The organism is Rosenbergiella gaditana (genome assembly GCF_018494065.1).
GTDB classification, from domain to species: domain Bacteria; phylum Pseudomonadota; class Gammaproteobacteria; order Enterobacterales; family Enterobacteriaceae; genus Rosenbergiella; species Rosenbergiella gaditana.
In genome coordinates this window covers 45,246-65,515 of record NZ_JABBFR010000005.1, presented here as the reverse complement: position 1 = coordinate 65,515, position 20,270 = coordinate 45,246, and the positions used below count along the sequence as shown (strand labels likewise).

Here is a 20,270-nt window from a genome sequence, read left to right as displayed (position 1 = left end):
TAGTATAGGTGAAGAGTTGCCGGTCTGCTGACAAGCGCGTCACCTGATAACTTACTTTTTATGGATCAGGAGGGCCGTCATATGGACTCCATTATTGAAATGCGATTCCGTAATTTTGTAAGAGGCCCCCGCTTCCTTAGCTTGAGCAGCAACCAGTGCTTCGGCATCGTCAATCGTCGATGCACAGGCGGTCACGCTTTGTGCAGAGGATGCGAAGGAAACCAGCGTAAACGTAATAACTGCGACAAATTTTTTGACTGCTTTCATGGGTGTATTCCTTAATTTTTTGATATCTATAAAGAGGTTCTTATATGATTGGCCATTTTAAAGGGTGTGGCAGCGATTGAATATCGAAAACAATTGCCAATCTTATTCAAATATTTAGATTAAAAATCAAGAGTAGGTATCTACTCCCCCTGTCAGCAAAGCACTTTGCTAGTAGGTAATGAAACGAGTCATTCTGAAAAGCGGATACATAAATGGGGAAAGCTGCTTATTATAAAGTCCACTTCACCTTAACAGCAGGATCGCTTATCCTCCCTACCTTTACGAACCCTAACCTCTGAGACCTCTATAGTGAGCATTATTGATACCTTTATCGCCCCGCCCTGCGAAGCCACTATCGAGATTTTGTATCAGGATGATGCACTGTTGGTCATTAATAAGCCCAGTGGGTTATTGAGCCTTTCCGGAAAAAATCCACTGAATTGGGATTCAGTCCATCATCGTCTGGTTCAGCAGTTCCCTGGCTGTACCTTAGTCCATCGCCTCGATTTCGGTACTTCAGGTCTAATGCTGATCGCATTAAATAAAGCGATTAATGCCGCCCTTTGCCAGCAATTTAGTCAGCGCACCGTCGGTAAAACCTACCATGCACTGCTTTGTGGTCATCTTTTCGAGGATAGCGGCATTATTGATGCGCCCATCGCAAAAGATCCGGCCAATTTCCCGCTAATGCGCATAGACTCCACCACCGGCAAACCGGCGCAATCTCGTTTTCAAGTGGAACAACGCACTGGATACACGTTAGCCAGTGGAGTCAAACTGCCTGTGACTCGGGTGAAGTTATCCCCGCTAACAGGTCGCACGCATCAATTACGACTCCACTGTCACTATTTCGGTTATCCGATCTTGGGGTGTGATCTGTACGGTGGGCGTGAACTTTCAGAAAAGGGCTCACACCCGCGTTTAATGCTACATGCCAGTACTTTGAGCTTTTACCACCCACTCAGCGGCGCCCCCATGACGATAAAGAGCCCACTCCCCTTTTAACCACCTTGTCGACAACGGAATAAATGTTGCGGTCGCCTATAAAGAACAGCAAGATTTCCCCGATCAACCCAGTACCTTGCGCTGTTCAACCTTAGTCTTAACCCATGAACAGAGGCTGCTGCGTTGGTTATTTTTGCACGAGACATTATTGCCTTAAGAAGACCTTCAGTCAGTGAGGTTGGCTGAACGCCTAATTTATCAATGTCTATCAGTGCGGATAGACAAGTGATACTCATCCCTTTAAAAGGCTTAGCCCCCTTTCACCGCTGACTCTATTCAGCTCTACGCATCATCAAGCCCGCACTTGATCTCTACTGAATGATGATCACCCTCTGCGATTGATGAATATATTTTATAAACCCTAGCTCATTAATCCCCCTTATCAGATAAATCATTCAGCGCTATGCTCATAAAATTCACTTGTAAAAGGGTAAGGTAATGCAAACGACCATACTTAATAACGGTATTGAGATACCACTTCTAGGCTTTGGCGTGTTTCAAATATCAGATCCTGCCGAATGTGAGAAAGCGGTTATCGATGCCATCGACACGGGCTATCGCCTGATTGATACTGCCGCCTCCTACCAAAATGAAAGCCAAGTGGGTAATGCCTTAAAACAGAGTGGTATCGCACGGGACGAACTTTTCGTCACGACTAAACTTTGGCTGCAAGATACCCATTACGAGGGGGCAAAAGCCCAATTCGAACGTTCACTCAATCGTTTACAGCTCGATTATGTCGATCAGTATCTCATTCGCCAACCCTATGGTGATGTCCACCGAGCATGGCGGGCCATGGAGGAGCTATACCAAGCAGGTAAAATTCGTGCGATTGGTGTCAGCAATTTTCACCCTGATCGTCTTGCCGACCTCATCGCATTTAACAAGATAATCCCTGCCGTCAACCAGATCGAGGTTAATCCCTTCAACCAACAACTCCATGCTGCGCCGTGGATGCAGAGCCATGGTATTCAGCCACAAGCGTGGGCACCCTTTGCCGAAGGTAAAAATGGTCTATTTGACCAGCCAGTGCTCTCCACTATCGGTAAGAAATATGGCAAAAGTGTTGGCCAAGTTGTCTTACGCTGGATCTATCAACGCGGTATTGTTTCGCTTGCTAAGTCAGTACGTAAGGCTCGTATGGAAGAGAATAGGCATATCCTCGACTTCGAGCTGACGACTGCAGAGATGCTGCAAATTACCGCTTTGGATACCGCTACCAGTGCATTCTTCTCCCATCGTGACCCAGCAATGGTCGAATGGCTGACAGCACGTAAACTGGACGTATAATTATTCTTCAAGGGGATGACGAGCATGCAAAAACGTTCTTTGGGAACATCTGAACTGAAAGTTTCTGCACTAGGACTAGGCTGTATGGGGCTCAGTCATGGTTATGACCCGGCTACAAGCACTGCAGAGGCGGTCGCGCTGATTCGTACTGCGGTGGAACGTGGCGTCACTTTTTTTGATACCGCTGAAGTCTATGGCCCTTATCTTAACGAATCAGTGGTTGGAGAAGCGTTAAAACCTTTTCGTGACCAGGTGGTGATTGCCACTAAATTTGGCTTTACCTTTGGCAACGATAATAAACAGCAGATCTTGAATAGCCGCCCCGAACATATACGGCAAGCCGTCGAGGGCTCTTTACGCCGTCTTAAGACGGATGTGATCGATCTCCTCTATCAGCACCGCGTCGATCCTGATGTCCCTATCGAGGATGTCGCGGGGACGGTACAAACGCTGATTGCCGAAGGTAAAGTGAAACATTTCGGACTTTCAGAAGCCGGCCCTCAAACGATTCACCGCGCTCATGCCGTTCAACCTCTGACAGCGTTACAAAGCGAATATTCATTATGGTGGCGTGAGCCAGAGCAAGAGATTCTACCGTTGTTAGAAGAGCTAGGGATTGGTTTTGTTCCCTTTAGTCCATTGGGTAAAGGCTTTCTTACCGGGAAGATTACTGCTGACACGGTCTTTGATAAAAATGACTATCGCAATTCAGTGCCACGCTTTACCGCTCAAGCCATTGAGGCAAATAAAAACCTGGTCTCAGTCTTAACACAGTTAGCCACAGAAAAAGGGATGACTTCAGCACAAATCGCCCTAGCTTGGCTTTTGGCGCAAAAACCTTGGATTGTCCCGATTCCGGGCACCACCAAGATGGATCGTCTGCAGGAAAATCTAAGCGCTAGTGCTCTCACCTTAACGCAACAGGATCTTCAACAGATAAGCACCGCACTCGAGGGAATAGCAATTGTCGGTGATAGGTACTCGCCTGAACATCAAGCTCGCGTGGGCCGCTAATGGATAAGGGTTCGCTCGTAGAGTGAACCCTTTGCTGATCCCTCAATCATTAATCCAAAGGCAGGTCGATGCTGTTTAGGACTTGGATAATAGAGATAATACCCAGAAAACGCTGGACGCCCATCGTCTAAAACCCGAATAAGCTCTCCGGAGCTCACACAGGCTTGCACCCAATCTTCAGGAATACCGGCCCCGCTTAGCCAAATATGGATGTAATGCCTTACATCTTTATTACAGGTTATAAATAGAGAACCATCACTGCATAAACGTTATGCGTGATTGACTGCTTTCCGTTCTCATCGTACCGATTTCCCTCAGTAAATAATCTCTATCATTATCGCTTAAAATAGAAGAGATAATTTTTTCGGTTAATGTCAAAAACCGAATATACATTGCATGTAATTGATAATCGGTAGGGGTTTCCACTCCATGGAGCAAATTTCTTCTACTTTTTTTTAAATAGTTCAATTCGAGTGACTCTTCCCGAGTGATGATTTGCTTAGACACTAAAAACTCAAATTTTGCGGTAGCAAATTTTTTATTCTGCCGAGAATTATCATTCTGGATTAACGACACAGCCTTCTCTAACAAAATCCATGCTTTGATAAACAGCTCAAAACCCGAGACATCTCTATTTTCACCCAGCGAATACTTCAAGTAATTCGAAAGATTTAAATTATTTTCACTACTTTTATAAGAATCATTAATAATCATCAAAAGTAATTGATCAGTGATTGTCTCATTTTCATCTTGGTTAATTTTATTCAAATAATCAGCAAGCTCGTTAGCGCTTATACTAGAATTATCCTTGAGGTAATTAAATAAAATCTTTGTATCACCTAACTTGAGTTTGCTTATGTAACTGTTATTAAGTGAGCTCGTTATAAAACTTGTTAATTGATATCTGTTTGAGATATTGTCTTTCTCTTTAGTTCTTTTTGTGATCGCTTTCTGTAGTCTTTCAAGTGCGATTTCTCCGATCAGTACTAACCCATTAATCTCATCTAAAATGGCAAGTTCCTCTTCAGATAAATCACCTGCAAGAGGCTTATAAACAAGGTCGTGTTCGACTTCCGACCATGCATGCATAAGAACCGAAGCGACTTGAATTTCAAACAAGACACTTTCATAACGTTTAGTATTTTGGCTAGTATTTTGTAAATTAACTCGATAATGGGACGCCCAGTAGCCTGAAAATCTTTTTTCAAATTTTGGCTGATATGATTGTTGAGGGAAATTATTCTTTTTTCTTACTAAAAATAAAAAGTTGATAATTTCATCTACAACCTCTCTATCTTTAGGGAAGTATAAAGCGACCCTCACGCCAGCAAGATCAACAATATCTTCATAAATATTAATAACGTCTTTATATGCTGACTTTTCATTTCTTCGTTTGAGTTTTTCATCTAAACGATCTGGCCGCTTAGCCCTAAATGAAACGATAGCTTTAATTCCCCTCCTCTCTAATTCCTGCTCAAGTAAATTTGCACCCGTTTCTGCCAACTCAGAATAGTAATCATATTGTTTACTATATTGTTCTAAGAATTCTTTTATAACACTCATAGCGAACAATGACCCTTGGTATGAGAATGCTAAATAAAGCGATAGAGAAAATCGGAAAATATTAAATAACGTTATGATTAGCCAGGAATTTTTATTACTGAACTAGGTAGATGATGATAGTTAATACTCTACCGAACTCACTATAACACGTTCTGCATGCGAATATTTATAAATGACGAGTCATTATCTTTTTCTGGGCTTCGTTGAATAAATCAGATTTCGGTAGCTATCTCCCTAGCCAGTAATGTTCTCAGAGGATACTCACGCTTTCTGCCATGTCTCCTTTTGTCATTTTGCTCAACATCCACACCACATGGCCAAAGCCTCTGCTACCTTACCCTCCTCGTCTCGCAGCATCAGTGAAACCACCGATATCGCCGTTTCCGCTATCGAGCGACCATTGTTGCCGGATGATTTATGATCGGATCCTTCAACTCATCAATAGTTCGATTTATTCAACTAAGCCGTCCCCTTCATCAATATGACAAGATAATCCCAAATTTCAAACATTCGCTCAGTATTGCAATGGCACAGTAAATTTTGCCAGATGATAAAAGATAATATTCTAACCTCAACGGTCACGGCGACTAGCCCGTCGCCAAGGAAGGCTAAATTAATAGTGAAAAGTGACATTATCAAATTGCAGTAACATGAGAGGTGAGTAAAAAGTCTTATGTTAAATTTAACGTGCGAGCAGGTATATATTCACTTTAAATAATAAATTTTTACCTTCCGTTGAAATTTCTGCTTATACCCTGTACATGAAGATACGTAATCGAGTGTCCGTGGGGAAAAGCCACTCAACAAAGATATTCTAAAGCAATAGAATTTTTAATAGGTATACAACCTTAACAATCAATAAAAGGACTTATTATGTTACCTACACATTTTCAGGATTTACTCAGTAAACTTGAACGCCCCCAGGACGATACAGCTCTACACTGGGTAGCTTCTCAAAATCATAGCACTATAGAAAGATTCGCGCAGAGTCGGCGTTTTCAGCAAACACAGGAAGCTATCCTAACGTCGTTAAATGATAAATCGAACATTCCTTGGGGGGACCTCTATCACGATACCGTTTACAATTTCTGGCAGGATGATAATCATCCTCGTGGAATCTGGCGACGGACTGATGAAGCATCGTATTTGACCACAACCCCACAATGGGAAACAGTGCTTGATATTGATCGCCTGAATGAAGATGAAAGTGCAAATTGGAGCTTCGGGGGGGCCGATCTACTTTATCCTCATTTCACGCGGGCACTGGTTTTTTTATCAAGCGGTGGAGATGCCTGCGAAATCCGAGAGTTCGATCTACTAAGCAAGACCTTTATAGCGGATGGTTTCTTTCTCCCTGAGAGTAAAAGCGAAATTACCTGGCTTGATATAAATACCTTATTACTGGCATTGGATGCGGGGGGAGACTCGCTCACCACATCAGGTTATCCACGTTGTATTCGGCGATGGCAGCGAGGCACTTCACCCCGAGATGCTCCTTTGATTTACTCTGGCAAAACTAGCGATTTGACGGTTTCAGCCTCGCATGATCATACGCCGGGTTTCGAAAAAAATCTGGTACATTGCAGTCAGGATTTTTACCGTAGCTGCACATACCTACTGACTGAACACAATAAGCTGGAAGCCATCGATATCCCGGACACTGCATCCTGCGGATTTTTCGACAACTGGCTGCTTATTACACTCACCGCCACATGGCAAATAGAGGATAAAATTTATCCAGCTGGGGCTTTGCTGGCTATTGATTTTAATACTTTTCAACAAGGTCAGCGCGACTTCAGCACTCTGTTCACGCCTGATATCCATACTACATTACTGAGTTACAGTTCGACCCGTGATTATCTTCTCCTCAACGTGAGCCGAGATGTTGTAGGAAGCGTGGATATTTTAAAAATAGAAAATGGACAGTGGAGCCGTGTTCAGACACTGACATTACCGGACTTTACAATGATTACAGCGTCAGGCATTAACGTGATGAGCAACCGTTATCAGCTGATCAGTTATGGTTTTTTACAATCCTACAGCCTGAGTTATGGTGATCTGGATAACAAAACACTCAATGTGGTAAAGCAGGCACCTGAGTGTTTTGATAAAACCAATTTTCAGGTTACTCAGCATTTTGCCCAATCATTGGATGGTACACGAATCCCTTATTTTCAAATAGCGATTAAAGATCTCGCGCTTACTGGTCTACATCCTACTTTATTGTATGGCTATGGCGGTTTTGAAGTATCGTTAACGCCCGAATATCTGGGTACGACAGGGATCACATGGTTGCAAAAAGGGGGAGTCTATGTCGTAGCCAATATTCGAGGAGGGGGGGAATATGGTCCAGAATGGCACCAAGCAGCACTTAAGCAGTATCGATATCGTGCCTATGAAGATTTTGCGTCAGTGGCTGACGATTTGATTCGTCGCGGTGTAACCTGTCCATCCAAACTTGCAGCGCAAGGTGGCAGTAATGGGGGATTACTGATTGGTAACATGCTAACAGATTACCCCTCACTATTTGGTGCTCTGGTATGTGAAGTTCCACTTCTGGATATGACTAACTACCATCGCTGGCTGGCGGGCTCTTCATGGATTGCTGAATATGGAGACCCGGATATCGATGAAGAGAAAAAATGGCTACAGCGTTATTCACCGTTCGACAAAGTCTCTCCTGACGAAAGCTATCCGTCAGTTTTGTTTACCACCGGTACGCAAGACGACCGTGTCAGTCCTGCACATGCGCGGAAAATGGCGGCTCTTATGCAGCAGCAGGGCCATAATAACGTCTGGTTGTATGAAGAAACCGAAGCAGGTCATGGTAGCGCTCCAGAAAATAGCCAGGCCGCATTTTATGAGGCAATGATTAATGAGTTTCTATGGCAAATGTTAAATGAACGCTAACAATACAATTAGACTGAATCGCTACGGGTGTAACAGGCACCTTTGAGTCATTAAGATGACTTAGTAGAAAACTGCCGATAAAGGGTAAACGTTATCCCGAAGAGTTCAAAATTAAATCAGGTTACTGACCAGAGAGACATACTAAAAAAGTCGCGGCGTACTTCGCAAAACTGTCCAACTGAGGTACGCCTTTATCCGCGACTGCAGCCATTGCTGACGGAGCAGTTCAAACCGTTCTGCCTTAAGTCTGGCTGCGTCTAGGGTTAGGGCCTTGCGTTGATGAATAAAAATCGAAACAGGTTATCTCCGTGTCTTAATTTTATGATCCACTACAACATACCGTCAAAAATTACGTCATTTATTTGATAGTGGATTGATGAGGGAGGATGAGGACAGAAGAAGAAAGCCCCGACGAATCGAGGCTTGTAGGCAGATTGTGATGAGAACTGATGAGGCTAGATTAGCCCGAATATCATTCCCACTCGATGGTTGCAGGCGGTTTACCACTAATATCGTAAACGACACGGGAAATACCGTTAACTTCGTTGATGATACGGTTAGAAACGCGGCCTAAGAACTCGTAGGGCAGATGTGCCCAATGCGCGGTCATAAAGTCGATAGTTTCAACGGCACGAAGGGAAACAACCCAATCATATTTACGGCCGTCACCCATTACCCCTACCGAGCGTACCGGTAAGAATACGGTGAAGGCTTGGCTAACCTTGTCGTAAAGTTTTGCTTTATGCAGTTCTTCGATAAAGATGGCATCTGCGCAACGCAGTAGATCGCAATACTCTTTCTTTACTTCACCCAATACACGTACGCCAAGTCCAGGACCTGGGAATGGGTGACGATAAAGCATCTCGAACGGTAGGCCTAGCTCCAGACCAATTTTACGGACTTCATCTTTGAACAGCTCTTTAAGCGGCTCAACCAGCCCCATCTTCATCTCTTTCGGTAAGCCACCGACGTTGTGGTGTGACTTAATCACATGCGCTTTACCGGTCGCTGAAGCGGCAGACTCGATCACGTCTGGGTAGATAGTCCCTTGAGCCAACCACTTCACGTCTTCGAGTTTTAAGGCTTCTTCATCAAAGACTTCAACAAATACACGACCAATGGTTTTACGCTTAGCTTCAGGTTCATCGATCCCTGTTAGCGCATCGAGGAAGCGTTTTTCCGCTTCAACATGGATGATATTGAGACCGAAACGATCACCAAACATCTCCATCACTTGTTCCGCTTCGTTTAAACGTAGCAGACCATTGTCGACGAAGACGCAAGTTAAGCGATCACCAATGGCACGATGTAGCAGCAGCGCGGTAACAGAGGAGTCCACACCGCCGGAGAGGCCGAGAATGACTTTATCATTACCGACTTGCTCACGCAGGCGCTCAACTGCATCATCAATAATCTTAGCCGGTGTCCACAAAGCCTCACACTGGCAGATATCGCGTACGAAACGCTCCAGCAGTTGCTGGCCCTGACGAGTGTGGGTCACTTCTGGGTGGAACTGCACTCCGTAGAAACGCTTTTCCTCGTTCGCCATAATCGCAAACGGACAGGTTTCAGTGCTTGCAACGGTAGTAAAGTCAGCAGGAATTGCGGTGACTTTGTCGCCATGGCTCATCCAAACATCTAAAATAGGTGCGCCTTGCTCGGTTAAGCTGTCTTTGATATCACGGACTAATGCGCTGTCAGCAACGACTTCAACTTGCGCATAGCCGAATTCACGCTCGTTGGAACCTTGAACTTGGCCTCCCAGTTGCATCGCCATAGTTTGCATACCATAGCAAACACCTAAAACCGGTACTCCAGCATTGAACACGTATTCCGGTGCGCGTGGACTATCGTTTTCCGTCGTACTCTCCGGACCACCCGATAAAATAATACCGTTAGGGTTAAATTCGCGGATCTGTGCTTCGGTAACATCCCAAGCCCATAATTCACAGTACACGCCCAGCTCACGCACACGACGTGCGACCAGCTGCGTATACTGCGAACCAAAGTCGAGGATCAGAATACGGTGTTTATGAATATTTTCTGTCGTCATTAAAATTTTCCAGGCGATAGCGTTATGAAATGACGCGCCCTGCAATCGCCGGGCGCAAAATCAATCGGGATTATGACCCCATACGATAATTTGGTGCTTCTTTGGTGATAGTAACATCGTGGACGTGACTTTCCGAGATACCTGCACCACTGATGCGGACAAATTCTGCCTTGGTCCGTAAATCATCGATGGTCGCACAACCGGTTAGGCCCATACATGAACGTAAGCCACCCATCTGCTGATGAATAATCTCTTTTAAGTGACCTTTATACGCGACACGGCCTTCAATTCCTTCAGGCACTAATTTGTCGGCGGCGTTATCCGTTTGGAAGTAACGGTCGGAAGAGCCTTTTGACATCGCGCCTAAGGAGCCCATACCACGGTAAGATTTGTAAGAACGACCTTGATAGAGTTCGATCTCGCCTGGAGACTCATCGGTACCGGCTAACATTGAACCCACCATTACCGCTGCAGCACCGGCTGCGATAGCTTTAGCAATATCGCCAGAGAAACGGATTCCGCCATCGGCAACCACCGGAATGCCTGTACCTTCCAACGCAGCCACCGCATCGGATACCGCAGTGATTTGTGGAACACCCACACCCGTAACGATACGTGTCGTACAGATAGAGCCAGGGCCAATACCCACTTTCACCGCACTTACACCAGCGTCTGCTAGGGCTTTAGCTCCCGCAGCGGTCGCGACATTACCGCCAATAATTTCTAAATCAGGGTATTTCGCGCGAGTTTCACGGATACGTTGTAAAACGCCTTCTGAATGGCCGTGTGAGGAGTCGATCAGTAACACATCGACACCTGCTGCGACTAATGCATCAACACGCTCTTCGTTACCTGCGCCAGCACCGACTGCTGCGCCAACACGTAAACGACCTTGAGAGTCTTTACACGCATTAGGTTTACGTTCCGCTTTTTGGAAATCTTTAACGGTGATCATGCCAAGAAGATGGAAAGCATCGTCGACCACTAACGCTTTTTCGACACGATTTTCATGCATTTTTTGCAGAACGATTTCGCGCGCATCACCTTCTTTGACCGTCACTAAACGATCTTTCGGCGTCATAAAAGTGCTGACCGCTAGGCTAAGGTCGGTCACAAAACGGACATCACGACCAGTAATGATTCCCACCAGCTCATTTTGCGCATTGACCACCGGGTAACCGGCAAAACCATTAATTTCGGTTAACTCTTTTACTTCACGTAGCGTGGTGGTTGGCAATACGGTTTGCGGATCAGTGACAATACCACTTTCATATTTTTTAACCTTACGCACTTCTTCTGCTTGGCGCTCAATGGTCATATTTTTGTGAATAAAACCTAAACCGCCTTCTTGAGCCAGCGCAATTGCTAAACGGGCTTCGGTCACGGTATCCATCGCTGCAGATAGCATAGGGATATTCAGGCGAATATTCTTGGTTAATTGAGTCGTCAGTGAAGCCGTGTTAGGCAGAACGGTAGAGTGGGCAGGAACCAGTAAAACATCGTCGAACGTGAGGGCTTCTTTGGCAATTCGTAGCATGGCAATATCCCAACCTAAGGTGTGTGAGAACGGATAAAATATTGCCGATGCATTATACAGGCGCATTGTCCCTCGCTCCAGCTTTATTTATAGAAAAAACTTGATAGTTGTAAGTAGAAGGTTACTATCACTGTTTAACCCTCTGATTTAAAGTTTGATCTTGATCACATGTTACCGACCGAAAACAGCACTATTTATTCCGTCGCCCAGCTAAACGGTAGCGTGCGACAACTTTTGGAGAAGCAACTTGGCCGAGTCTGGTTAAGTGCCGAAGTGTCGAACTTTAGCCGTCCGGCATCCGGGCATTGGTACTTCACCTTAAAGGACGATGCGGCCCAAGTCCGCTGCGCAATGTTTCGCGGTAATAATCAACGCGTGCCCTTCCAACCCCAAAATGGGATGCAGATCCTAGTCCGCGCCTCTGTGACCCTTTATGATCCGCGAGGCGACTATCAACTGGTCGTCGAGGCGATGCATCCTGCTGGCGAGGGGTTATTGCAGCAACAATTTCAAGCCTTAAAGCAAAAACTGGACCATGAAGGCTTATTTGCGCAATCCCGCAAGCGTCCTCTTCCTGTTCCAGCAACACGCGTGGGAGTTATCACCTCTCCTTCCGGCGCTGCGCTGCATGATATTCTGCATGTCTTACGTCGACGTGACCCCGCTCTACCGGTGCTGATCTACCCTACTGCCGTTCAAGGACGAGAAGCCACTGCCGCCATCGTTAGGGCCATTACCTTAGCCAATCAACGTCAGGAGTGTGATGTGTTGATTGTGAGCCGTGGCGGAGGCTCACTGGAAGACTTATGGTGCTTCAACGAAGAGCATGTGGCCCGCGCGATTGCTGCGAGCCAATTACCGATTGTCAGTGCTGTCGGCCATGAAACGGATATCACCATTGCCGATTTTGTCGCTGACTTACGCGCGCCGACGCCTTCTGCGGCGGCAGAAATGGTAAGCCGAAATCAGCAGGAATTGTTACGACAACTACAGGATCAGCAGCAACGTTTAGAAATGGCCTTCGATTATTATCATACTGGCCAGCAGCGCCGTTTAACGGCACTGACCCATCGCCTTACCCAGCAACATCCGCAATTACGGCTGGTTCGCCAACAGTCCCAATTGCAACAGCAACAACGCCGCATGCAAGATGCTTTACAACGTCAATTACAAAGCACGCAACAGCGTTGTGATACCCTGACCCGTCGTCTGAATCGCCAATTACCTTCAGCAAAAATCGCTCAGCATCAGCAACATATCGCTCAACAGCGTTACCGATTACAAATTGCCTTCCAACAGCAAGTTGAACAACGTAAGCAGCGCTTTGGTAATCTCGCTGTTCAGCTTGAAGCGGTGAGTCCGCTGGGGACACTTGCTCGAGGCTATAGTGTCACCACTGGCGCACAGGGAGACGTGGTGCGTAAGACAAAAGATTTACGTGTGGGGGACAAACTCCGCACGCGTTTAGAAGATGGTTGGGCAGAAAGTGAAGTACTTAACGTTGAAAAAGTTATAAAACGTAGCCGCAAAAGGTCTTCTCCGCAGCAATAAAAAAGGGCCACGCTATGTGGCCCTTATTATCAACGCTTATTCTTCTTCATATGCGCCATTAAACGTTTACGTTTACGCTGTTGCGTTGGCGTCAGCAGGTTACGTTTACCCGCAAACGGGTTTTCACCCTCTTTGAATTGGATACGGATTGGGGTTCCCATTACATTCAACGTACGACGATAATAGTTCATCAAGTAACGCTTATAGGAATCGGGTAAATCTTTCACTTGGTTGCCGTGGATAACCACAATCGGTGGGTTATAACCCCCGGCATGGGCAAATTTCAGTTTAACGCGACGTCCACGGACCAAAGGTGGTTGGTGATCGTCTTGCGCCATATGCATGATGCGCGTCAACATCGCTGTATTCACCCGCTTCGTCGAGCTGTCGTAAGCTTCAGTAATGGATTCAAACAGATTGCCTACGCCACTGCCATGTAACGCCGAAATAAAGTGTACACGGGCGAAATCGATAAAGCCTAAACGGTAATCGAGTGCTTCTTTGATTTCGTCTCTGACTTCCTGAGATAACCCATCCCATTTATTGACAACGATAACTAAAGAACGGCCGCTGTTGAGGATAAAGCCTAACAATGACAAGTCTTGGTCAGAGATCCCTTCGCGCGCATCAATCACCAACAGCACAACGTTAGCATCTTCAATCGCTTGCAGGGTTTTAATAACGGAAAATTTCTCTACTGCGTCATGCACTTTACCGCGTTTACGCACGCCAGCGGTATCGATCAGTATATAGTCGCGCTCATCACGCTCCATTGGGATATACACGCTGTCGCGGGTGGTACCGGGCATGTCGTAAACCACGACACGATCTTCCCCTAAGATGCGGTTGGTTAACGTTGATTTCCCAACGTTTGGACGTCCAACAATGGCTAATTTGATCGGTAAGGTGGTGGGATCAAACTCTTCTTCTTCTTCGAGTTGCTCCAGCTCTTCCGCTTCCAAATCGGCCCAATACGCGGCGTTCTCTTCTTCTTCAGTAAGAGGCGCTTGTTCTTCTTTCTTATCCATCCACGGGAATAGCGCGGCTTCTAGTAGCGACGTTACTCCACGACCGTGGGAGGCCGCAATAGCATGGATCTCGCCCATGCCTAAAGACCAGAAATCACTGATCGCCGCATCGGCATCAAGGCCATCAGTTTTGTTGGCGACTAAAAATGTCGCTTTTTCGCGTGAACGTAAATGCTGTGCAATTTGCTCATCTGCGGGCATAACCCCCGCACGGGCATCAACCATGAATAGCACGACGTCTGCTTCTTCAATCGCTAATAACGATTGTGCCGCCATCCGAGTTTCCACACCTTCCTCGGTGCCATCAATACCACCGGTATCGATACAGATAAATTCACGACCTTCAACTTCAGCCCGCCCATACTTGCGATCGCGCGTCAGACCGGGAAAGTCCGCAACCAGCGCATCACGTGTGCGAGTTAACCGATTGAATAATGTTGACTTTCCAACATTCGGGCGCCCAACCAGCGCGACCACAGGTACCATAATAAAGCCTCATGACAAAATAAATCTGCTAACCCAACTTTTATTCGTAAGCACGCTTAATCTAATAAAAGTGGCTTACCATAAAAAAATAAACGGCTCCTGCAGAACAGGAGCCGTGCAATATAACACACCTAAGCGAAATTGCTGAGGATGTTTAACGCGAGATGGAGTAAACCTCGCCACCTTTCGCTTGGATCAGTAATTTATTACCGGCCACAACAGGATCTGTCTGGAAGCCTGAGCTATCGACTTTTTGTTGTGAGACGAAACGTCCGTCCGCGGTATTGACCCAGTGTAAGTAGCCTTCGCTATCTCCCACAACCAAATAGCCATCAAATAATACTGGCGACGTTAAGTTGCGGTGTAGCAACTCACTTTGACGCCAAATCGCGACACCGCCGTCAGTATTTAGAGCAATCACACGGTCGTCTTGGTCAACGACGTAGATATTACTGCCTTCAACGATAATATTTTTTACGCCACCGACGTCACGTTTCCAAATCACTTGTCCGGAACGTAAGTCCATCGCCGTCAAGCTACCGTTATAAGCTAAAGCGTACACCACGTTATTAGCAACGATTGGTGTAGTATCCACGTCACTTAAGCGATCAATTTCCGTCGCACCGCTCGGTTGAGAGATACGTTGCTGCCAGATGATCTGACCTTGGTTAAGGATTACGGCACTCACACGGCCGTTATCTCCGCCAACGATCGCTCCGCCATAGGCTACAGCAGGTGCAGACTCGCCGCGCAGTGAAAGTGATGGAATATCCAGGTTTACTGACCACTTGATGGCGCCAGATTGCTGATCAAGCGCCTGTAAGAAACCGTTGCTTTGGTGGATAAGCACTAAACCATCGCTCACCACGGGACGAGACATCGCTTCACCGGTGACTTGGGTCTTCCATAACGTCTTACCGTCTGCGGTATTGAGTGCATAGACAGCACCACGCTCGCTACCGATGTACAAGGTAGATCCGTCGACCGTAATGCCGCCAGAAAGTAATGCTGAAAGATTACTGGAGAAAAAGCCTTGCTTTTCAGATAGATCAATCTGCCATTTCTCTTTACCGCTCTCCGCATTTAATGCTTTAACGGTACCATGGCGATCAGCAGCATAGACGGTTCCGTCTTGCCATGCTGGATGAAGGTTAGAGTAGATGTTACCCACGCCATCACCGACCGAAGTACTCCAAGCGGTAGAGGGGGTAAATTGATTTTGTACTTTAGGTAGAGGGGCCATTTTCACGACGTCCTCTTCACCACTGAACAGCGAACAACCACTTAACAGGGTGGCCGAAATTAATGCCGGCAGCAGGTATTTACGTAATTCCATGCGCTCTCTCACTGGCTTAGCTAAAATTATTCAATTTAGTTTGCATCATCTGCTTCACCGCAGGCGATACCTCTGATTTTATCCCTTGACGCCAGGCAGCGGCTGCGCCCTGCTTATCGCCTTTATTGAGTAGGATGTCGCCACGAATGTCCGCGGCAATACCGGTCCACTTATCCCCTTTCACAGCCTCTAAGGTTTTCAATGCTGCGTCAGGGTTTTTTAGCTCAGACTGAACCCGAGCAAGACGTAAACGGATCACCGCTTGAAGGCTTTGGTCTGAAGAGTCTTGCAGTCCCTGCTCTAAGATTTTCGCAGCATTCTGCAGGTCACTCTTATCAACATAGGTTTTGGCTAGCGTTAATGACGCTAGAGCGCCGTAACTGCTTTTATCATGGTCGACGAAGCTGGCGAGCGCCTGAATTGACGCTGGATTATCGGCCTTCAATGCTGAGACAAGCTGCTGATAGCGGTCCGATGAAGCCAGGGCATCATTTTGTTGATGATTTACCCAAAAACGCCAACCTACTAATGCGGCAATCCCAATGACTGCACCCACTGCAAGGGCCTTACCATTATTTGCAAAAAACTGTTTAATGACTTCAGTCTGATCACGTTGATTGTCGTTGCTGTAAACTTCCACCAATCCTACTCCTGTATCACTCTCTACCTGCTACGCGCTTACTCAGCGAGAAGCGCCGCCTGTAATTCGGCCAGTACATCCTGAGAACTGACTAATTTCTGTTCGCCACGGGCCAAGTTTTTAACAACCACTTGTCCGTTACGGACTTCATCTTCACCCAGCACTAATGCCACTTTCGCGCCATTTTTATCCGCTCGAGCAAATTGCTTTTTGAAGTTACCACCACCGAAGTTAGTCATTATTTTCAAGCTAGGCGCTCTATCACGGAGCGTTTCTGCAAGTTGCATCGCTGCAGATTGCACACCCTGTCCCGATGATATGACGTAGACATCGACTTTGTTAACTGGTTCAAAGTCTGGCACGACAGATTGTACTAACAGGACTAAACGTTCAAGCCCCATGGCAAAGCCTACGGCTGGCGTGGCACGCCCACCTAGCTGTTCAACTAATCCATCATAGCGTCCGCCCGCACAAACGGTACCTTGAGCCCCAAGACTACTGGTCACCCATTCAAAGACTGTACGGTTGTAGTAGTCTAAGCCACGCACTAAACGTTGATTGATACGGTAAGCAATGCCTGCGTCATCTAAGAATTGACAGACGCCCGCGAAGTGTTCACGAGATTCATCGTCTAAATAGTCATGCAATTGAGGCGCGTCATTAAGCAGTGTTTGGACGTCTGGGTTTTTACTGTCTAACACGCGTAATGGGTTGCTGTACATGCGACGCAAACAGTCTTCATCTAACGCGTCTTTATGTTGTTCTAAGAAGGCAACTAACGCTTCACGGTAAGCAGCACGTGCTTCGAGGGAACCGATTGAGTTAAGCTCTAACTCTACATGCTCGGCAATACCTAATACTTTCCACCAGCGCGCGGTCATCATGATCAATTCAGCATCGATATCCGGACCCGTTAATCCAAAAACTTCAGCCCCAAGCTGGAAGAATTGACGGTAACGGCCTTTCTGCGGGCGCTCGTAACGGAACATCGGTCCCATATACCACAGACGTTGCTCTTGATTATAGAGCAAGCCATGTTCGATTCCCGCACGTACACAACCTGCGGTCCCTTCAGGACGTAAAGTTAAGCTTTCTCCATTACGGTCATCAAAGGTGTACATCTCTTTTTCAACCACATCGGTCACTTCACCAATGGCGCGTTTGAACAATGGCGTCTGTTCAACGATCGGCAGACGAATTTCACTAAAGCCGTAGCCTGCTAAGACTTGTTTCAGACTCTGTTCAATGCGTTGCCATACTGCCGTGTCAGCTGGTAGGTAATCGTTCATACCACGTATCGCTTGAATATTTTTCGCCACGTTACAATCTCTTTATTTCAGATGCTAAAAAACAGGGCATTGCTGCCCAGTTAGACTATTAATTATCAAGGTGCTGGATCGCGATCCGTGCATTTTCGTCGAGTATCGAGGCTTTTGCACGGATACGGGCTTCTAATTGGTCAATCATATCGTTGTTATCTAAACGAACACGTTGACGCACACCATCTTCGTAGAAACCACTTTTTTTATTTCCGCCGGTAACGCCGAGCGTCGAGACTGTTGCCTCGCCGGGGCCGTTGACCACGCAACCAATGATAGAAACATCCATTGGTGTAATGATATCTTCCAAACGCTGCTCCAACGCATTGACTGTGCCAATTACATCGAATTCTTGACGTGAACAGGTTGGGCAGGCAATAAAGTTAATCCCACGTGAGCGAACACGCAGTGACTTTAAGATATCAAAACCAACTTTAATCTCTTCAATAGGATCGGCAGCTAACGAGACGCGTAAAGTATCTCCGATCCCTTCAGAAAGAAGAAGTCCTAAACCGATCGCAGATTTGACTGCTCCTGCTCGCGCGCCGCCCGCTTCGGTAATACCTAAGTGCAGCGGTTGTTTAATTTGTTGGGCGAGTAGACGATAAGATTCTACCGCCAGAAACACATCAGAGGCTTTGACACTGACTTTGAATTGATCGAAGTTGAGGCGATCCAAGTGTTCAACATGGCGCAGAGCGGATTCAACGAGAGCTTGAGGAGTCGGCTCACCGTATTTTTCCTGCAGATCTTTTTCTAACGATCCCGCATTAACCCCGATCCGAATCGGAATATTATGGTCTCGCGCGCAATCTACCACTTGGCGGATACGCTCGTTATTTCCGATATTTCCTGGATTAATCCGTAAGCAATCTACGCCATATTCGGCAACTTTTAAGGCAATACGGTAATCGAAGTGGATATCAGCCACCAGTGGCACATTAACTTGTTGCTTAATGAGCTTAAAGGCTTCTGCTGCATCCATGGTCGGAACTGAAATACGCACGATATCTGCACCGACGCGCTCTAATGCTCTGATCTGATTGACCGTGGCTTCAACATCGGTAGTACGAGTATTGGTCATTGATTGTACAGCGATGGGAGCCCCATCGCCAATTGGCACCTTACCGACATAGATACGTGTAGATTTACGACGGTTAATGGGAGCCTCGTTATGCATAGCTTTTCTCCACTTGCCTCAACGCTGACGCTTACGCGCCAACATTCAGACGTGCTACCTGATTACGATGAACAAAACGGCTTAAATCAACTGGCTGTCCACGGAACTGGACCGAGACGGAAGCAGGAGCGCCGATTTTTAAATGATAAGGAAGCTTACCAGTGAGATTTAAGGAACCGCCACTGTGTTGTAAGCCACTGAAAAGCTTTTTACCGCTTGCATCACTCACTTCTAACCAACAATCACCCGTAAATTGCAGCGTTAATGCCTCTGCGCTGGCGGGAGTTTGAGTTGACTGTGCGTTATCAGCCGCTTGCGAAGCTGGTTGAGCAGGAAGTGAAGTGGAAACCGCCGGAGCAGTGGTTGCTGACCGGGTTTGGGCTGGCGACGTTGCGGTTGATGAAGCTGCCGGCGTCGCTGCATTATTATCGGTAGCAGGCGCGGTTGACGCTGACGGTGTTGTCTCTGGCTGGGCAGCAGGCTCCGGTTGCGTATCGTTCGCTACTGGCTGAGACTCGCTTTGTGTTGCTTGCTGCGACGAAGGGTCGGTAGATAACGGGATGGACTGGCTAGTTCCCGCTCCTTCGTTATCTTGCGTCGACACACTATTTGTCAGTTCACTTTGCGCGGCTTTATGATTTTGCCACCACCACGCGACAGTAAGTCCCACCACCACAAAAATAATTAACCAAGTGAACGTCGTTAGTAGCCCATCACGTTTTTTTCTACTGCGACGGCTATTAAGCGAGTAATTCTGCATTGGCGTGATTTTCGCGGGGCGAATCGGCGCGTGTTGCGTGGCTTCGGGCAGTAGCTCTGCTTCTGGGATTTGCACTAAGCGTGCATAGGAGCGGATGTATCCGCGTAAAAAGGTCGCAGCAAGTTCGACAGGTGCTTTATCATCTTCGATATCTCGCACAGTAGAGAGCTTCAGGCAGAGTCTATCGGCAACATTTTGTTGCGTCATACCTTTGGCTTCACGGGCATTACGTAAACGCTCGCCCGTAGATTTTTTGATAGTGTCTTGATTGGCTTCAGTATTCATTCGCAATATAACGTCAGTACTGTATCGAGGATAAAAAGTTCGCGCT

Annotated in this window: 15 protein-coding genes and 1 pseudogene; 6 read left to right on the top strand and 10 right to left on the bottom strand. The window is 46.6% G+C overall.

The genetic code is table 11. The annotated features are described in order from the left end of the window. Window positions 1-51: 51 nt before the first annotated feature. Window positions 52-267, bottom strand: coding sequence for a YdgH/BhsA/McbA family protein (locus tag HH682_RS05195; protein ID WP_214236547.1), 216 nt, complete (start codon window positions 265-267; stop codon window positions 52-54). A 306-nt stretch (window positions 268-573) separates the two neighbouring features. Between HH682_RS05195 and HH682_RS05190 the strand changes: the two genes are divergently transcribed. The 3 genes from HH682_RS05190 (at window position 574) to HH682_RS05180 (ending at window position 3,576) form a co-directional block, all read left to right on the top strand. Continuing rightward, entirely contained in the window at window positions 574-1,272 is a 699-nt protein-coding gene (locus HH682_RS05190) for an RluA family pseudouridine synthase (RefSeq protein WP_214236653.1), read from the top strand. A gap of 438 nt (window positions 1,273-1,710) precedes the next feature. Beyond that, window positions 1,711-2,562 (top strand): aldo/keto reductase, encoded by an 852-nt coding sequence (locus tag HH682_RS05185; RefSeq protein ID WP_214236546.1) that lies wholly within the window; start codon window positions 1,711-1,713, stop codon window positions 2,560-2,562. A gap of 24 nt (window positions 2,563-2,586) precedes the next feature. Beyond that, window positions 2,587-3,576, top strand: a complete 990-nt coding sequence (locus HH682_RS05180) for an aldo/keto reductase (protein WP_214236545.1) — start codon at window positions 2,587-2,589, stop codon at window positions 3,574-3,576. Window positions 3,577-3,831: 255 nt separating this feature from the next. Here the strand turns inward: HH682_RS05180 and HH682_RS05175 are convergent, their stop codons facing one another. Then, window positions 3,832-5,139 (bottom strand): GTP pyrophosphokinase, encoded by a 1,308-nt coding sequence (locus HH682_RS05175; protein ID WP_214236544.1) that lies wholly within the window; start codon window positions 5,137-5,139, stop codon window positions 3,832-3,834. Between the two features lie 873 nt (window positions 5,140-6,012). Between HH682_RS05175 and HH682_RS05170 the strand changes: the two genes are divergently transcribed. Both HH682_RS05170 and HH682_RS05165 read left to right on the top strand, forming a co-directional pair. Beyond that, a complete protein-coding gene (locus HH682_RS05170; RefSeq protein ID WP_214236543.1) occupies window positions 6,013-8,049 on the top strand; it encodes a prolyl oligopeptidase family serine peptidase in 2,037 nt (678 codons plus the stop codon). A 105-nt stretch (window positions 8,050-8,154) separates the two neighbouring features. After that, window positions 8,155-8,307 (top strand): annotated as a pseudogene (locus HH682_RS05165) (IS3 family transposase); the annotation flags it as partial. A 214-nt stretch (window positions 8,308-8,521) separates the two neighbouring features. Here the strand turns inward: HH682_RS05165 and guaA are convergent. Both guaA and guaB read right to left on the bottom strand, forming a co-directional pair. Further along, window positions 8,522-10,102 (bottom strand): glutamine-hydrolyzing GMP synthase, encoded by a 1,581-nt coding sequence (gene guaA, locus HH682_RS05160; protein WP_214236542.1) that lies wholly within the window; start codon window positions 10,100-10,102, stop codon window positions 8,522-8,524. Between the two features lie 70 nt (window positions 10,103-10,172). Beyond that, window positions 10,173-11,639 (bottom strand): IMP dehydrogenase, encoded by a 1,467-nt coding sequence (guaB, locus tag HH682_RS05155; protein WP_214236652.1) that lies wholly within the window; start codon window positions 11,637-11,639, stop codon window positions 10,173-10,175. 168 nt (window positions 11,640-11,807) lie between these two features. Between guaB and xseA the strand changes: the two genes are divergently transcribed. Continuing rightward, on the top strand, window positions 11,808-13,190 hold the full coding sequence (xseA, locus tag HH682_RS05150) for an exodeoxyribonuclease VII large subunit (RefSeq protein ID WP_214236541.1): 1,383 nt from the start codon (window positions 11,808-11,810) through the stop codon (window positions 13,188-13,190). Between the two features lie 29 nt (window positions 13,191-13,219). On the opposite strand, the gene der is transcribed toward xseA, so the two are convergent. The 6 genes from der to rodZ all read right to left on the bottom strand — a co-directional run bounded on the left by der (window position 13,220) and on the right by rodZ (window position 20,224). Continuing rightward, window positions 13,220-14,704 carry a ribosome biogenesis GTPase Der gene (gene der / locus HH682_RS05145; RefSeq protein WP_214236540.1) on the bottom strand — a complete coding sequence of 495 codons (1,485 nt, stop codon included), beginning with the start codon at window positions 14,702-14,704 and terminating at the stop codon, window positions 13,220-13,222. Between the two features lie 154 nt (window positions 14,705-14,858). Then, entirely contained in the window at window positions 14,859-16,040 is a 1,182-nt protein-coding gene (gene bamB / locus HH682_RS05140) for an outer membrane protein assembly factor BamB (protein WP_214236539.1), read from the bottom strand. Window positions 16,041-16,056: 16 nt separating this feature from the next. Further along, window positions 16,057-16,680 carry a YfgM family protein gene (locus HH682_RS05135; protein WP_214236538.1) on the bottom strand — a complete coding sequence of 208 codons (624 nt, stop codon included), beginning with the start codon at window positions 16,678-16,680 and terminating at the stop codon, window positions 16,057-16,059. Between the two features lie 38 nt (window positions 16,681-16,718). Next, window positions 16,719-17,999, bottom strand: coding sequence for a histidine--tRNA ligase (gene hisS / locus HH682_RS05130; protein WP_214236537.1), 1,281 nt, complete (start codon window positions 17,997-17,999; stop codon window positions 16,719-16,721). A 58-nt stretch (window positions 18,000-18,057) separates the two neighbouring features. Further along, window positions 18,058-19,179 (bottom strand): flavodoxin-dependent (E)-4-hydroxy-3-methylbut-2-enyl-diphosphate synthase, encoded by a 1,122-nt coding sequence (gene ispG, locus HH682_RS05125; RefSeq protein ID WP_214236536.1) that lies wholly within the window; start codon window positions 19,177-19,179, stop codon window positions 18,058-18,060. A 31-nt stretch (window positions 19,180-19,210) separates the two neighbouring features. Next, on the bottom strand, window positions 19,211-20,224 hold the full coding sequence (rodZ, locus tag HH682_RS05120) for a cytoskeleton protein RodZ (RefSeq protein ID WP_214236535.1): 1,014 nt from the start codon (window positions 20,222-20,224) through the stop codon (window positions 19,211-19,213). Window positions 20,225-20,270 lie beyond the last annotated feature (46 nt).

Excerpts from the sequence above, each read along its gene's own strand:
- xseA (WP_214236541.1), top strand. The coding sequence starts at position 11,808 with ATGTTACCGACCGAAAACAGCACTATTTATTCCGTCGCCCAGCTAAAC.
- guaA (WP_214236542.1), bottom strand. The coding sequence starts at position 10,102 with ATGACGACAGAAAATATTCATAAACACCGTATTCTGATCCTCGACTTT.
- HH682_RS05180 (WP_214236545.1), top strand. The coding sequence starts at position 2,587 with ATGCAAAAACGTTCTTTGGGAACATCTGAACTGAAAGTTTCTGCACTA.
- rodZ (WP_214236535.1), bottom strand. The coding sequence starts at position 20,224 with ATGAATACTGAAGCCAATCAAGACACTATCAAAAAATCTACGGGCGAG.
- HH682_RS05195 (WP_214236547.1), bottom strand. The coding sequence starts at position 267 with ATGAAAGCAGTCAAAAAATTTGTCGCAGTTATTACGTTTACGCTGGTT.
- bamB (WP_214236539.1), bottom strand. The coding sequence starts at position 16,040 with ATGGAATTACGTAAATACCTGCTGCCGGCATTAATTTCGGCCACCCTG.
- guaB (WP_214236652.1), bottom strand. The coding sequence starts at position 11,639 with ATGCTACGAATTGCCAAAGAAGCCCTCACGTTCGACGATGTTTTACTG.
- HH682_RS05170 (WP_214236543.1), top strand. The coding sequence starts at position 6,013 with ATGTTACCTACACATTTTCAGGATTTACTCAGTAAACTTGAACGCCCC.
- HH682_RS05175 (WP_214236544.1), bottom strand. The coding sequence starts at position 5,139 with ATGAGTGTTATAAAAGAATTCTTAGAACAATATAGTAAACAATATGAT.
- der (WP_214236540.1), bottom strand. The coding sequence starts at position 14,704 with ATGGTACCTGTGGTCGCGCTGGTTGGGCGCCCGAATGTTGGAAAGTCA.
- HH682_RS05185 (WP_214236546.1), top strand. The coding sequence starts at position 1,711 with ATGCAAACGACCATACTTAATAACGGTATTGAGATACCACTTCTAGGC.
- ispG (WP_214236536.1), bottom strand. The coding sequence starts at position 19,179 with ATGCATAACGAGGCTCCCATTAACCGTCGTAAATCTACACGTATCTAT.